The organism is Desulfobaculum bizertense DSM 18034, from assembly GCF_900167065.1.
Taxonomy (GTDB): Bacteria; Desulfobacterota; Desulfovibrionia; order Desulfovibrionales; family Desulfovibrionaceae; genus Desulfobaculum; species Desulfobaculum bizertense.
Genome location: NZ_FUYA01000004.1, coordinates 219307 through 233022 on the forward strand (window position 1 = coordinate 219307; position 13716 = coordinate 233022).

The window sequence follows — 13716 nt, forward strand, 5'->3', positions numbered from 1 at the left end:
TCCGCTTTCGAGAGATAGCCAAGGAAACATTGTCGTTTCCGGGTCGTATTCAGAGAGGAGAATATTTCATGGCCAAAAAACATCGCAAGACGATCATTGACGACGCTGTGATGACTGACGCAGGCCTCACTTACAACGGTGTTGCACTTCAGCCCGTTGTTGAAAAGTGTGAAGGCTGCGAACGTGTTGTCGAGCACGAGTCTGGTAAATACTGCACCACCTACGCTCAGCCTGAGCTGCGGTGGCACCGTGGTGTCTGTAACTTCGCAACCCACGTCCGCGCTGAGCTGGACAAGGGTGGTAAAGTGAAGATCAACCCCCTCAAAGCTTCCAAGCGTGCCGCTCGCGGCCGTTAGTAGGCTCTATACGAGGAATCCAAAGGGCGGGCCGCAAGGTCCGCCCTTTTCTGTTTACAGCATTTCACGCTATGCTCTCCTCGCACAGGATTTTTGCCCTGTGTTCCTGTAACGCCATAAGGGAGTTCCTAATGAAACAGACTGTACTCGACGCAATTGACAAACAGCGCGACAGCCTTATTGATCTTCAGCGGCAGCTTGTTGCCATTCCTGCCCTCGGCCCCGATAACGGCGGCAAGGGAGAAAAAGAAAAAGCTGATTTTCTGATTGAGTATCTTCAGAATCTTGGCTGCAACAACATCACAGAGCTGAATGCGCCTGATGACCGCGCAGAAGCTGGCTACCGCCCCAATATTTTGGCTATGGTTCCCGGCACTGACCTTGACCGCACTCTTTGGGTCATTGGTCACATGGACATCGTTCCTGCCGGTGAACGCGAACTCTGGGACAGCGATCCTTTTGAGCTGCGTGTCGAAGGTGACGAAATGTTTGGCCGCGGCGTCGAAGACGATCACGCAGGCATTGTCCCTCCGCTCATGCTCGCAAAGGTTCTTCTCGAAAACGACATCACTCCAAATTTCAATCTCGGTCTCATCTTTGTTGCTGACGAAGAAACTGGCAGCAAGTACGGTCTGGGTCACGTCGTCGAAGAGCACTCCGACTACTTTGGTGAAAATGATCTCTTCATCATCCCCGACATGGGAGCCGAAGACTCTTCCATGATCGAGATCGCAGAGAAATCCTCTCTGTGGGTCAAGGTTGGCGTCATTGGCAAGCAGTGCCACGCCTCCACCCCGCTCGACGGTGTCAACTCTCTGGTCGCAGCCTCCGCCTTCATTCTGCGCGTTAACGACCTGTATGATGAATACCCAGACGAAGACGACCTGTTTGAGCCAGCTGTTTCAACTTTTGAGCCGACCAAAAAAGACGCTAACGTCCCCAATATCAACACCATTGCGGGCAAAGACGTTTTTTATATCGACAGCCGTGTCCTTCCGCATTACAGCCTTGACGACGTTGTTGAGTCCATCAAATCTATCGGGGCCGACATCGAACTTGAATATGGCGTCAAATGCGAATTCGACGTTCTTCAGGCAGAACAGGCTGCACCTGCGACCCCCGCTGACGCTGAGGTCGTGACCCGCCTGAGCAAAGCCGTCAAAACAGTCTATGGAACCGACTGCAAGCCTGTTGGCATTGGCGGCGGAACTGTTGCTGCATTCCTGCGCAGAAAGGGATTTGGCGCTGCCGCATGGGCTACCATGATCGGCAACCCGCACCAGCCCAACGAAAAGGCACGTATTTCTCACCAGCTTGGTGACGCAAAAGTGCTGACAGAAATGCTGTTTACAGACTAACCACACACTTCTGATTTCACATGGCCGCACACGGTTCCTGCGGGTTCCGTGTGCTGGCTGGTTTATACGATGAAACGTTTTCCCGAAAAATTTGACCTTATTGTCGTGGGTGCCGGACACGCAGGCTGTGAAGCAGCCTCTGCCGCTGCCCGTCTGGGTTTGTCCACCCTGCTTTTGACCATCAATATCGACCGCATTGGGCACCTCTCCTGCAACCCCGCTATTGGCGGCCTTGCCAAGGGGCACATGGTGCGCGAGATCGACGCACTTGGTGGTCGCATGGGCATGTGGGCCGACAAAGGCGGCATCCAGTTCCGCATCCTGAATACCAGAAAAGGCCCTGCTGTTCGCTCCAGTCGTGCCCAGATGGATCGTGCAGCATACATGAAAGCCGTCCAGTCTGACCTTTTCCATCAGGAAAATCTCTGGATCTTTCAGGACATGGCCGCCGAAGTCTTGACGGAAAACGGCAAAGCAAGTGGCATCCGCACTGCCCTCGGCGAGGTTTTCCCCTCCCGCGCAGTTCTTTTGACCACAGGAACCTTCCTCAACGGTCTTATTCACGTTGGTGAACGCAACTTTGCCGGTGGTCGTCTGGGCGATCCTGCATCCCAGAATCTCTCTGACAACCTCCGCTCCCTTGGTCTGGAGCTTGGGCGTCTGAAAACTGGTACAACCCCCAGACTTTTGGCCGAGAGCTGTGATTTTTCCAAAATGAACGAACAGGCAGGCGACAACCCTCCCCAGCCGTTCAGTTTCCACGCACCCTTTGAGCCGCTCCCGCAGCGTTCCTGCTACATCACATGGACCAACGAAGAAACCCACGCCGCAATTCGCAAAGGTTTTGACCGTTCCCCCATGTTCACAGGCGTTATCAAAGGCACAGGCGCCCGTTACTGCCCTTCCATTGAAGACAAGGTCGCCCGCTTCCCAGAAAAGGACCGCCATCAGATTTTTGTTGAGCCAGAGGGCCTGAACAGTCCCGAAGTATACCCCAATGGCATCCCGACCAGTCTGCCTCTGGACATACAGAAAGCCATGCTTCGCACCATTCCCGGACTTGAGCATGCGCAAATCATGCGTCCCGGTTATGCCATTGAGTATGATTTCTGTTTCCCAACGCAGCTTGACCCAACGCTTCAGGCAAAGAAAGTTCCCGGTCTCTGGCTCGCAGGCCAAATCAACGGCACTTCCGGTTATGAAGAAGCTGCGGCACAGGGCCTTTGGGCCGCAATGAACGTGTTCTGCGCCCTCGAAGGTCGCAAACCCTTCATTCTCGGTCGCGATCAGTCGTACATTGCCGTCCTCGTTGACGATCTCGTTACCAAGGGCACCAAGGAACCCTATCGCATGTTTACCTCACGCGCCGAGCACCGCCTGCTCCTGCGTGAGGACAATGCTGACAGCCGCTTGACCCCTATCGGTCGCGAGCTAGGGCTTGTTGATGACGTGCACTGGGCTATCTTCCTTGCCAAGGACAAAGCCCTGCAGGAAACCATTGAAGGTCTTCGCAGCATTCAAATTCGCCCAGATGCCGCAACACGCGAAATCTTGGACGGCATTGGTGCAGCTATCCCCAAGAAAGCCGTTACCCTTGCCAATATTTTGCGGCAGCCAGATCTGCGCATCGCCAAGCTCGCGCCCTTCTTCCCCGCTCTTGAGAATATGCCTCAGGATGCGCTCAAAGAAGCTGAGACCATCGTCAAGTATGAGGGCTACCTCAAGCGGCAGGAAGAACTCGTCACCCGGTTCCGCTATCTCGAAGATGTCGAGCTGCCCGCTGATCTCGATTACACAACTGTCTCCGGCCTGACCCATGAGGTCGTCGAGAAGTTGACCAATATTCGGCCCCTTACCCTTGGTCAGGCAAACCGCATCTCCGGCATCACCCCCGCCGCTATTGCCTGTCTCGAGGTTCACCTCAAGAAACTCGCTGCCAAAATTGCGTAGCGAATTTCATTTTTGAGAGGGGAGAAAACCGGGGCCAGCCCCGGACCCCGCGTAAGGGAATGATTCCCTTACGTATCCTCATCGAGTTTAAAAGCCGTGCAAGCTTCGCTTGCACGGCTTTTAAACTTAATGGGGCTAGCGTCGAGAGCCACTTTCTCTTTTGCGAGTTGCCACCATGCTCTTTCTGAACGCTTGCGTTCAGAAAGAACATACGTGCAGCAGAAAAGGCAAAAGAACACGCGTTCGGGAAATTCCCCTAGCTCAAAAAAATAGGCTGATGGAGAGGAAAGCGAAGCTTTCATCCCATTCAGCCTATTTTTTTGAGCGATAGCGGGATTCCCAAGGGCCTCGTCCTTGGGCGGGGTCAAGGGGCAGCGCCCCTTGCAGAGCACGAGACAGAGTCTCGTACCCCCACCCACCCGGCACCCCTTGCAGGGCTTGGGACAGCGTCCCAATAAAACACACCACCCACAGCGCCCATGCAACCGCCTCCTCTACCATTTGCCACAAAAAGCAGATATGCTTGTCAAAGGAGTCATGTACTGAGGAGGGGTTTTGCTGAATCGACTCAAGGCGTTTGTCATACGCACAGGTCAAAAGACACTGCGCGAGACCGGGCCGCTTTTCCAGATGTTCGTCATCTGCTACGAGAGCGCCAAAAGTGCTTTGCGCCTGCGCTTCCTCAATCCGGCTGTTTTGCGGGTGCTGGTTGACCAAATCCACTTCCACGGCATTCGCTCTTTGCCGGGAATTGCATTTTTAGCCACCATCGCGGGTGTTATTGCCGTCCACTATATCCTTTCAATCCTGACAAGCCTTGGAGCCTATGACCTTATTGGTGGCTGGCTGGTCCGCAGCATGCTCCACGAGATAGCGCCAATCACAGTTATCGTTTACCTCGGCTTTCGTTCTGGTGCGAGTATCATCATTGAGATAGCGGCCATGCACCTGCATGGAGAAATAGACACTCTGCATTCGCTGAATATCAACCTTGCTGATTACGTTGCCATGCCGCGCCTGCTAGCGCTGCTCATTGCGGGGCCAAGCCTCACCTTTGCGTTCTGTATTGTTGGTCTGGTGGGCGGATTCTTCATCATGGGATTCTCGGAACCGATTACGTTTGGCTCATACGTCGATAGCATTGCCTACGCACTCTCACTTTCAGACCTTGGCATCATGTTCCTCAAATCCTTCTTCTTCTCACTGGCCCTTGGAGTCATTTCACTCCAGCGCGGGCGCATGATCAACACACTCGCGACAGACCTCTCGTACCGCCTCACGCAGTGCATCATTGAACTTATAAGCTTCATTGTCATTCTGGAGATTGTTTTCATCTTTACAAGCTGGTAATATCTCACAATGGACATTTCTTTCTCCAAAGGTTGGGAGCATAGATGGACCTTCAAAAATTTTTTGCACAAAAACAAAACCTGCTGCTGACTGCACAGGATAAACGGAGCATCCACCAATTTGTGGACATGGCTCACCAGCCCGGTTCTAAAATAGGTGTATTGAGCCGCCACTACCCTTTGCTCTCAGGACTTACAGCAGCAGAGAATGTGGCCTTGCCAGCCATGTACCACAAAGGTCTCAGCCTTGGAAAAGCTCTGGAATGGCTTATGCCTCTCGCCCAGGAGCTTGGGGTCGACACAGTCCTGAATCGCCGCCCCGATAATCTCTCGACCAAAGACATCTATGCCCTGTACCTCCTGCGAGCCATCTCTGGTGGCAATAAAGCCATTGCGGTGATTAGCCCCAAAAAACGCGATGTTTCCGAAAGTTTGCGCCTTTTGGAAAAGATAGAAAGTCCCATTCTCTTCTGGGTCCTGTGCAATAAAAAAACCCGTGAGAACTACACAACTTTTCCACTCCACGAAGAGCTGCTTTCCCCTGGCTTTGAGGGGGAAAAATGAACCGTATCCAAAAGCAGACACAAAAAGAATTTAAGGTCGGACTCTTCGTCCTCATTACCTTTGGCCTGCTTCTTTCCACATTACTTTGGGTAGCAGAAAAACGCGGACTCTTCGCAGAAACCGTCACATACTACGTCCTCAGCTCCACAGGTGAAAACGTGGAACGCGGAACCCCTGTTCGCCTGTCTGGATTTCCTATTGGGCAGGTTTCGCGGGTGAGCCTTGAACGCTCCAGCACTGTAGAATTTGAAATTAAAATTCTGGAAGAACACCAGGAGTGGATGAAAAAGGACGCACAAATCATTCTGGTGCAGGGAGCATTTATTGGGAAAACCTTTCTCCAGCTCGTGCCGGGTTCGAAGGCCGCACAAATACTGCCTGAAGGCTCAGAAATTCAACTTCATAAAGTTGGCGGTTTTGATGAAATACTCCAGGAAGCTCGACCTGTTCTGGAAAATCTTAAGGGCATCGTGGCAGACATAAAAACCATTACCGCACAGGTCGCGGCAGACGATGGCCCGTATCAAAATATTCTGCACAATATCTCTGCCATGTCCGACGACATGCGAAGCACAGACAGCCTTGCAGGATACCTCACCGCGTCCAGACGACCCGCCGAACGAATGGACTCCATACTTGCCAAAATGGACGCACTGCTGAGTAACACAAACGCCCGCGTTTCTGATCTGCGTCCGCTACAGGCAGACCTGAATGGTCTGATAAAAGAAACACGACTGTTTATGGAAGAGCTTCGCGTCATGCAGGAGACACTCAAGCCTTCTGTCACAGACGTAGCAGAAACAGCAGAAGAAATACGCAAAGCCAGCTCAAATCTCGTCCGCCTCCGACATCAGGCCGAGGAAACACTCAAACAGGGCAACCAGGTTCTCAAAAAATTTAACCATACATGGCCCCTGTCCTCCGGTACCCGGACATATCCCCAAGATTTCCCGACGCCATAAACGAGAAAAGCCATGAAACGCATACCCCATACGTCTATCCTAAGCTGCCTCTTCGTTCTGATTGCACTCCTTTCTGGTTGCGGCAAAAACACAGGTCCGTACCCAGTCCCAGACTCTTTGCAAACACATGATGCGCTTCAGGAGGCATACGTCCAAAGTTTTCTGGAGGGGCGAGGATGCGAAGCAGAGGGACTGCTAGAACAACTCGTGGAACAGGCGGTGCGCCGTGATGACTTTCGCGCAGCAGGCAATGCCTATGGACTCGGCTGGAAGCTTCACCAGTACGCAGGCATGGGGGCACCAGCCCTGCGCGGACGCGCAGAGTATATGCTGGCACTTGCAGGGGAAGAAACACCAGAAAAGACCTTCACGAGCGAAAATACAAAACTTTCGCCACGAGATATACAGTTCAAGAAGGCTTTAACCGATAAGAAATGGAAACGTCTCGAAAAAACGCTAACTGCCGAAGATGACTCGCTTTATGTTTCTGTGTATGCTCGCAAAGCTTCACAGACAGCGCTTGCATCTGGTGCCCGGAAAGAAGCGGAACGCTTTGTTGAGCTTGCGCGGAAAACGGACGCCCGGCAGGGCTGGATCATTTTTTTACGCGAAGACTGGAAGATAAAGCACCAGCTCGCGAATTCAGAAGGCGAAAAAGCGAAAATCCATGCTCGAATTGAACACCTCTCGAACCTTATTCATCCCTGCCGCTAACGCGGTCAGCACGTCTTTTGACAAGTCTTTCATGGGCGAAATTCAGGCCCATTTCTTTTCTACTGGTCTCTCACTCAATACGATTCTCGCTGTTCTTTGCACGCTTGCAGGCGTAGGTGTCATCCTTGGAATTTCCAAAATTGCAGGGCACTTTTCGCATAAAGAACCTCATTTCCCTGCGTCGTGGATATCCAACACAGCGGCGCTTGTGCATCTTTTGGAACTCGCAGTCAGCCAGCGCCAGAAAATTACACTGCATTTTCAGGGTCTCCACTCAGAGGCTGCGCGACAAGGCTTTGTTGCGTCATTTTCAGAAATTTCAAAAGAAAGCCTCGACCTCGAACTTTCGCATTTTCCTGAAAATCCAAAAAAATGGGCAAACCGCAAAATCAGATGCGCATTCCAGCTTCCACGTCAAAGCCGCCCAGGACACGTGGACTTTTTCTATTTTGTCACCACAAGCAAACAGGTGACGCCAATCGATAATGGCATGGGCCTTTTTTCCATTCAGCCGCCCGACCACATCGAAATGGGACAAAAACGCCTTGCTCTGCGCATTGCGCCACCACTCCAGCTTGTCTCTGGAATTGCGCTTTGGCCAGACAAAAGCGATAGACAAAACCCAGAACGGTCCATCGTTCAACTTGGACGCCCTGCTCTGGTTTATAGCCCCCAGCAGGAAGAGCCACTACTCACGCTCATTAATATTTCAGCCGGTGGCGTTCGCATAAGCATGCACTCCGGTCTTGCCCATGAGATGGGACTTGTTCTCTCGCGTGATAAACGATTTGTCGTGCTGTTCCAGCTCAAGGACCCTGACCACAAGAAAAAGCTGAACATCTGGACAATTTGCGAAATTCGCAATGTTTTCAAGGATTACGAAACCCGCAGCACAGAGCTGGGAATGCAGTTCAAAAAAGTGGGAAAAATCAATAAAAATGGGAAAGATATTGATTGGAAAGCCGTGCCAGAGGATGGTATTGTAAGCTTAGGAAACTGGGTCGCCCAAAGACATCTTGAACTCTATCGGGAAAAGGGCTTGACGTAGACAGAGAACCTCTTACATCTTCTAGTAAATACGGCACACTCGCCGCAGGAGGAAAATTTTGGAAGACGACTCGGAAGGATTGTTTAGTTCCCTTTTTGGAAAAATGTTTGGTCACCGAAGTGACCAAGTTCAAAAAAGCATTCTTGATGCCCGACAGGACGGTGATCTTTCGCCACTGGAAGTCACGATCCTTATGAATGTGCTACGCCTTCGGCCCAAGCAGGTTCGCGAAATCATGGTCCCGCGCACAGATATTCAGTGTGCTGACATCGAAGCACCTTTGGAGGAAATCTCCGAGCTTATTCTTTCCTGCGGTCATTCCCGAATTCCGATCTATAAGGAAAACCGGGACAATATTGTTGGAATAATTCACGCCAAAGATCTGCTCCAGGTCTGCAACAAGCACCAAAAAGAGCAGCCTCACTGCGCAGAAATCATGCGCAAACCTCTCTTCATTCCCGATACCAAGCCTGTCACTGACATGCTTCAGGTTTTCCGCTCCACCAAAATGCACCTGGCAATTGCTCTGGATGAATACGGTGGCACCTCTGGTCTGGTGACCTTTGAGGACGTCATGGAGGAAATCGTCGGAGAAATCGAAGACGAGTATGACAAACCGCGGCCAGAAGAAATTCAGATATTGAGCGACAGCACCGTACTTGCGAATGGTCGCACGACACTTGATGAAATTGGCGAACGCCTGAACCTTGACCTCAACTCTGATCAGGTCGAAACCCTGAGTGGATACATCTGCGAACTTGCAGGACGAGTTCCAGAACAGGGCGAAGTCTTCCGCATCGATGGACACAGCTTCGAGGTCAAGGACGCAGATCCAAAACAGATCCACTGGGTGCTCATTAAACCCGCCCAGCCGGAACCTTCAGAAAATACGGACGACGAATGATACACATCGCTCTTGCTTTCGCCATGTGCTGCATTGGTGCGTGGTTTGGTTTTGCAAACCAGATCCAGCACCAGCCTTTTCTTGTTCTCTTTCTTCCTGCGGGGCTAGCCCTCCTTGGAATGGGGGCCAAAAGTATTGGTAAAGCATTTCGGCATGGACTGATAGCAGGAGCGCTAGCCTACGCAGGAGCAATGTACTGGGTTGCTTTTCCAATCCATGACTATGGAAATCTTCCGTGGGTTCTTGCCGTTCCCTGCCCCATTTTGCTCGGTCTCTACTGTGGACTCTATGCTGGCTTTTTTTCCGCGTGTCTTCACTGGGGAGAAAAGCGACTTCCTGCACTGATCGCCGGACTTTTCGCCATATGCCTCTGGTCTGGACTGGAAGCTGTGCGCGGCTGGCTCTTTACAGGTTTCCCCTGGATTCCACTGGCCTCAGCATTTGCCCCATATCCTTTTATGATACAGGGCGCTGTTCTTTTTGGGGCTTACGGGCTTTCTGGACTTTTGGCAGGAGCCGCTTCCCTGCTCATTCTTGGGCGCGGAAAACTCGTTCCTTCTGCTGTCGCCCTCAGCCTTGTAGCCCTGCTTGCAGGCTTTGGCACCTATGCACTCAGCCTTAACCCCAAAACAACCGGGACTGCGCGAGTTGCACTCGTACAGGGCAACATCAATCAGGCTCACAAGTGGGACTCTGAATATCAGGAAGGAACCGTCGACCGATACCGCGAGCTGACGCTCAGTGCGATCAAAGCCATGTCCCCAGAACTTGCCATCTGGCCCGAAACAGCCATGCCATTCTACTTTCAAGAAACAAGTCTCCTGAGCAGCAGAGTGCGCACGCTGGCTCGAAACAACCACATGTACATCCTGTCTGGTGCCCCCGGCTACACGCCGCGTCCCAATGCACAGGGCTACGATATTCACAACCGGGCGTTTCTGGTTGGCAAGGATGGTGGCAGTGCAGGCATTTATGACAAGCAGCACCTCGTTCCATTCGGGGAATATGTTCCGTTTGGACGCTACCTTCCATTCCTTGACAAGCTTGTACAGGGAGCTGGGGATTTTACTCCCGGCAGCAAAAATGCCCCGCTCAATGCAGGCCCAATGAAGCTCGGTGTTCTGATCTGCTACGAAACCATCTTCCCAGAGCTGGCACAGGCACGAGTTTCTGCAGGAGCCAACGTTCTGGTAAACATTTCCAACGACGCATGGTTTGGGAACTCCTCGGCACCGTATCAGCATCTGGATATTTCGATCCTGCGAGCGGTTGAACAGGGCCGATGGATTTTGCGCGGAACGAACACTGGCATTTCAGCCATCATTGATGCACACGGCAGAATCCAGAAGCAGGGTTCCCTGTTCCGGGCTGAAACAGTAAATTTCTCAGACGTTCAGCTCATTTCCGAGCTTACTCCATACCATCAGGTGCGCACAACGCTTCAAATCGCCTGTGCGGTTGCCCTGCTCTTTATGCTCCTCGGCGGATGGCTCGCCGGGCCACGAAAAAAGCAGAGCACTCATGTGCTTGATTAAGCACAAACAATCACCTATATTTTTCTTTTTTTACGATTTGTTAGTGACGAAAGGATAGGCGCTAAAAACAATGTTGCAGTATCACGATCTCAAAACTCAGGGTTCCTCACTCCTCAAAGACTTCTCCAGCCTTTGGGGGCGTCTTTGACCGGGAACAGAGTAAAGACCGTCTCGCAGATATAGAAATGGACCTGTCCCAGCCTGGAGCATGGGACAAGCCAGAGCTGCTCACTCCACTCCTTCAGGAAAAAAGCCATCTGACTGACCTTGTTGACCAGTGGGACACGCTGCTCGCAGCCAAGGAAGAGCTTGAAGAATGGCTGGAAATGGCCAAGGATGAGCAGACTCAGGATATTCTTGAGGCGCTCGACGACCAGATTCAGCTTTTTCAAAAAAAGCTTGAAGAAGCAGAGCTGAATACTCTGCTTGCAGGAGCAAATGACTCAGCGCCTGCACTTCTGGAGATTCATCCCGGCGCAGGAGGCACGGAAGCTCAGGACTGGGCAGAAATGCTGCTCCGCATGTTTGTCCGCTGGGCTGAACGCCATGACTTCAAAGTCAAAATTCTTGACCAGCTTCCCGGTGATGAAGCAGGCATCAAGTCTGTGACCCTGCTCATTGACGGAGTCAATGCGTTTGGTCTGCTCAAGTCAGAACGCGGCATTCACAGGCTGGTCCGCATTTCTCCATTCGACTCTTCCGGTCGACGCCATACCTCATTTGCTTCGGTGGATGTCTACCCAGACGTCACACGCGACATTGAAATTGAAATCCGTGACGAGGATGTTCGTATTGATGTCTTTCGCGCAAGCGGAGCCGGCGGCCAGCACGTCAACAAGACAAGCTCCGCTGTTCGCCTGACTCACGCACCGACGGGAATTGTGGTATCGTGTCAGAATGAAAAATCTCAGCACCGAAACAAGGAAATTGCTTTCAAAATTCTGAAAGCACGCCTGTACGAGCGGGAACAGGATAAAATAGCCCAGGAAAAGCAGGCTCAATATGCTGATAAGGATGCCATTGCCTGGGGGAGCCAGATTCGCTCTTACATTCTCCAGCCCTATCGCATGGTAAAAGACCACCGCACCAGCACAGATATCACTCAGGTTGATGACGTACTGGATGGCGATCTTGACACCCTCATCCGAAATTATCTGTTATACATCCATGCCAAAAAACAAGCTTAATCCCACGAAATATCACGTTGCCAATGCCGCCCTCCTCCATGAGCTGGAGGGCGTGCGGCAGCTTGTGCTCAACTCGCAAAAAATCCCAATTTCTCGCGAAGTGAGTTCCAAAACGCTTTGCCTCCTGCATGTTTATCAAGGAATTTCCTTGACGCAATGGGGGCAATTGGCGAAAGACAACGGGCTTGAAGACTGGATAGCGTTTCCGTTTTCCCAGTCCAAGCAGCCGTTTTTGGGCCTTTTGCAAGACACGCTCGTGGACCTTGCCTACAAGACAGAGCACGATCCACTCACGAATCTGTTCAACAAACGGGCCTTTGAACGAAGCTTTCGAAATGAGGTAGAGCGCGCACGCCGTTCAAGCACATCTCTTTCCCTTATCATGCTCGACATTGATGATTTCAAAGACATCAATGACAAGTATGGTCATGCCGCAGGAGACAATGTTTTGCTTGAACTGGCCCGCATACTGCTCACCGAAACTCGACATTATGACATCTCCGCACGTGTTGGCGGTGATGAATTTTCAATTATCTTGCCCGGTGCCGGACTTTTGCGCGCGCGCACAATGGTCGACAGACTGCTCACATCCATCAGGAATTGTAGACTTTTCGACTCCAGCACCCAACAAAAAATACGTTTTACCTGCTCTGCCGGTATCGTAACGTACAAAGGCATGGTCGACAGCAACCCGCCCGATCTGTTATTATTAGCTGACAAAGCCCTTTATCAGGCAAAAGCAGATGGGAAGAATGGTGTTGCTTGTGCCCCACTACAGGATGCCGTTTCGACAATGCAGGCAACACTCGTAGATTCGAATGAAAAGAAATTCCTCTTTACGGGAAATTAACCCACGGGAAATGGACATGGACAATAGCGGACAAGAGGTTTCGAGTTTTTCCATCGTAAGCGGAAAAGGCGGCGTTGGAAAAACGAATCTGGCGCTCAACCTTGGTTATGCGCTACACAAGGCGAGCCACCAAGTTATTCTTATGGATTGCGATCTCGGCCTTGCCAATCTGGACGTCCTCCTCGGACTTGCTCCAGACAAAAACCTGCAAGACCTGCTCATGGGAAACGCATCCGTCGAAGAGATTGTTGTCCCCATCGAATCCCCAAATTTTGACTTTCTCCCCTCTGCCTCTGGCGTCCCAGAACTCATAGACCTTGACGAAGACCTCCAGAACAGCATCTTTGACAAGCTCAAATCTGTTATGGACCAGTACGACTTTCTTTTGATGGACATTGGAGCAGGCATCAGCAAAACAGTTTTGCGTTTTGCTTCCCTCTCAAAAGAACGCATTGTCGTCATCTCCCCAGAGCCAACCTCTCTTACCGACAGTTACGCCCTCATCAAGGTTCTTTCTACAGAATACAATATTCGCAGTTTCCGAATCGTTGTAAATCAGGTAGAATCTCTTGAGGATGGTAAAATGAGTTTCGCACGACTCAATAGCGCCTGCAAAAGATTCCTCAACCTCGAACTCAGTTACCTCGGTGCCGTTCGCACAGACCCTGCTGTGCCTACTGCTGTCATCCGGCAGGTACCGCTTTTGAAATATGCGCCAAGCTCAAAAGCAGGCAAAGACATTCTGGCCTTGGCCGTCAAGCTCAAACGTATTCGGGAAAAACAGCTCGAAGAGCACTTTTCACAAGAGAATTCTTAACTTTTTCCCGAAAACCATGTTAAGATGCTTGACGTAAAAGCATGGCATTCGGCATAGTTGCATAAGCAGATATTTGTGCTTTTGCCATTAGCGACTGGAATACATTAGCAAACGGGAGGAAA

General features: G+C 51.4%; 13 protein-coding genes. All 13 read left to right on the top strand.

The features are described 5' to 3' along the window. Positions 1-68 precede the first annotated feature (68 nt). The 13 genes from B5D23_RS07675 to B5D23_RS07740 all read left to right on the top strand — a co-directional run bounded on the left by B5D23_RS07675 (position 69) and on the right by B5D23_RS07740 (position 13594). Positions 69-356 carry a PxxKW family cysteine-rich protein gene (locus tag B5D23_RS07675; protein ID WP_078684825.1) on the top strand — a complete coding sequence of 96 codons (288 nt, stop codon included), beginning with the start codon at positions 69-71 and terminating at the stop codon, positions 354-356. 131 nt (positions 357-487) lie between these two features. Then, complete coding sequence (locus B5D23_RS07680; RefSeq protein ID WP_078684826.1) at positions 488-1714, top strand: M20 family metallo-hydrolase; 1227 nt, start codon at positions 488-490, stop codon at positions 1712-1714. Positions 1715-1783: 69 nt separating this feature from the next. Continuing rightward, positions 1784-3664 carry a tRNA uridine-5-carboxymethylaminomethyl(34) synthesis enzyme MnmG gene (gene mnmG / locus B5D23_RS07685; protein WP_078684827.1) on the top strand — a complete coding sequence of 627 codons (1881 nt, stop codon included), beginning with the start codon at positions 1784-1786 and terminating at the stop codon, positions 3662-3664. Positions 3665-4219: 555 nt separating this feature from the next. Continuing rightward, complete coding sequence (locus B5D23_RS07695; protein WP_078684829.1) at positions 4220-5014, top strand: MlaE family ABC transporter permease; 795 nt, start codon at positions 4220-4222, stop codon at positions 5012-5014. A 44-nt stretch (positions 5015-5058) separates the two neighbouring features. Further along, positions 5059-5577, top strand: coding sequence for a P-loop NTPase family protein (locus B5D23_RS07700; protein ID WP_078684830.1), 519 nt, complete (start codon positions 5059-5061; stop codon positions 5575-5577). Beyond that, the gene (locus B5D23_RS07705) at positions 5574-6539 is read left to right on the top strand and encodes an MlaD family protein (protein WP_078684831.1); all 966 of its coding nucleotides are present in this window, start codon (positions 5574-5576) and stop codon (positions 6537-6539) included. Before B5D23_RS07700 ends, B5D23_RS07705 begins: the two co-directional genes overlap by 4 nt. A gap of 12 nt (positions 6540-6551) precedes the next feature. Next, positions 6552-7253 carry a hypothetical protein gene (locus tag B5D23_RS07710; RefSeq protein ID WP_078684832.1) on the top strand — a complete coding sequence of 234 codons (702 nt, stop codon included), beginning with the start codon at positions 6552-6554 and terminating at the stop codon, positions 7251-7253. After that, the gene (locus B5D23_RS07715; RefSeq protein ID WP_144012583.1) at positions 7207-8301 is read left to right on the top strand and encodes a PilZ domain-containing protein; all 1095 of its coding nucleotides are present in this window, start codon (positions 7207-7209) and stop codon (positions 8299-8301) included. The genes B5D23_RS07710 and B5D23_RS07715 overlap by 47 nt, the downstream gene beginning before the upstream one ends. 58 nt (positions 8302-8359) lie before the next feature. After that, on the top strand, positions 8360-9205 hold the full coding sequence (locus B5D23_RS07720) for a hemolysin family protein (protein ID WP_078684834.1): 846 nt from the start codon (positions 8360-8362) through the stop codon (positions 9203-9205). Further along, the gene (lnt, locus tag B5D23_RS07725; RefSeq protein ID WP_078684835.1) at positions 9202-10740 is read left to right on the top strand and encodes an apolipoprotein N-acyltransferase; all 1539 of its coding nucleotides are present in this window, start codon (positions 9202-9204) and stop codon (positions 10738-10740) included. Before B5D23_RS07720 ends, lnt begins: the two co-directional genes overlap by 4 nt. Positions 10741-10810: 70 nt before the next feature. Next, positions 10811-11927, top strand: a protein-coding gene (gene prfB, locus B5D23_RS07730; protein WP_200803640.1) for a peptide chain release factor 2 whose coding sequence is annotated in 2 segments (ribosomal slippage) — positions 10811-10885 and positions 10887-11927 — 1116 coding nt in all. Because the reading frame shifts where the segments join, the coding sequence is not laid out codon by codon here. A 166-nt stretch (positions 11928-12093) separates the two neighbouring features. Beyond that, positions 12094-12777 (top strand): GGDEF domain-containing protein, encoded by a 684-nt coding sequence (locus tag B5D23_RS07735; protein ID WP_159445952.1) that lies wholly within the window; start codon positions 12094-12096, stop codon positions 12775-12777. Positions 12778-12793: 16 nt separating this feature from the next. After that, complete coding sequence (locus tag B5D23_RS07740) at positions 12794-13594, top strand: MinD/ParA family protein (RefSeq protein WP_078684947.1); 801 nt, start codon at positions 12794-12796, stop codon at positions 13592-13594. Positions 13595-13716 lie beyond the last annotated feature (122 nt).

Bases quoted from the DNA above. Each gene is read 5' to 3' on its own strand.
- B5D23_RS07675 (WP_078684825.1), top strand. From the start codon at position 69: ATGGCCAAAAAACATCGCAAGACGATCATTGACGACGCTGTGATGACT.
- B5D23_RS07680 (WP_078684826.1), top strand. From the start codon at position 488: ATGAAACAGACTGTACTCGACGCAATTGACAAACAGCGCGACAGCCTT.
- mnmG (WP_078684827.1), top strand. From the start codon at position 1,784: ATGAAACGTTTTCCCGAAAAATTTGACCTTATTGTCGTGGGTGCCGGA.
- B5D23_RS07700 (WP_078684830.1), top strand. From the start codon at position 5,059: ATGGACCTTCAAAAATTTTTTGCACAAAAACAAAACCTGCTGCTGACT.
- B5D23_RS07705 (WP_078684831.1), top strand. From the start codon at position 5,574: ATGAACCGTATCCAAAAGCAGACACAAAAAGAATTTAAGGTCGGACTC.
- B5D23_RS07710 (WP_078684832.1), top strand. From the start codon at position 6,552: ATGAAACGCATACCCCATACGTCTATCCTAAGCTGCCTCTTCGTTCTG.
- B5D23_RS07715 (WP_144012583.1), top strand. From the start codon at position 7,207: ATGCTCGAATTGAACACCTCTCGAACCTTATTCATCCCTGCCGCTAAC.
- lnt (WP_078684835.1), top strand. From the start codon at position 9,202: ATGATACACATCGCTCTTGCTTTCGCCATGTGCTGCATTGGTGCGTGG.
- B5D23_RS07740 (WP_078684947.1), top strand. From the start codon at position 12,794: ATGGACAATAGCGGACAAGAGGTTTCGAGTTTTTCCATCGTAAGCGGA.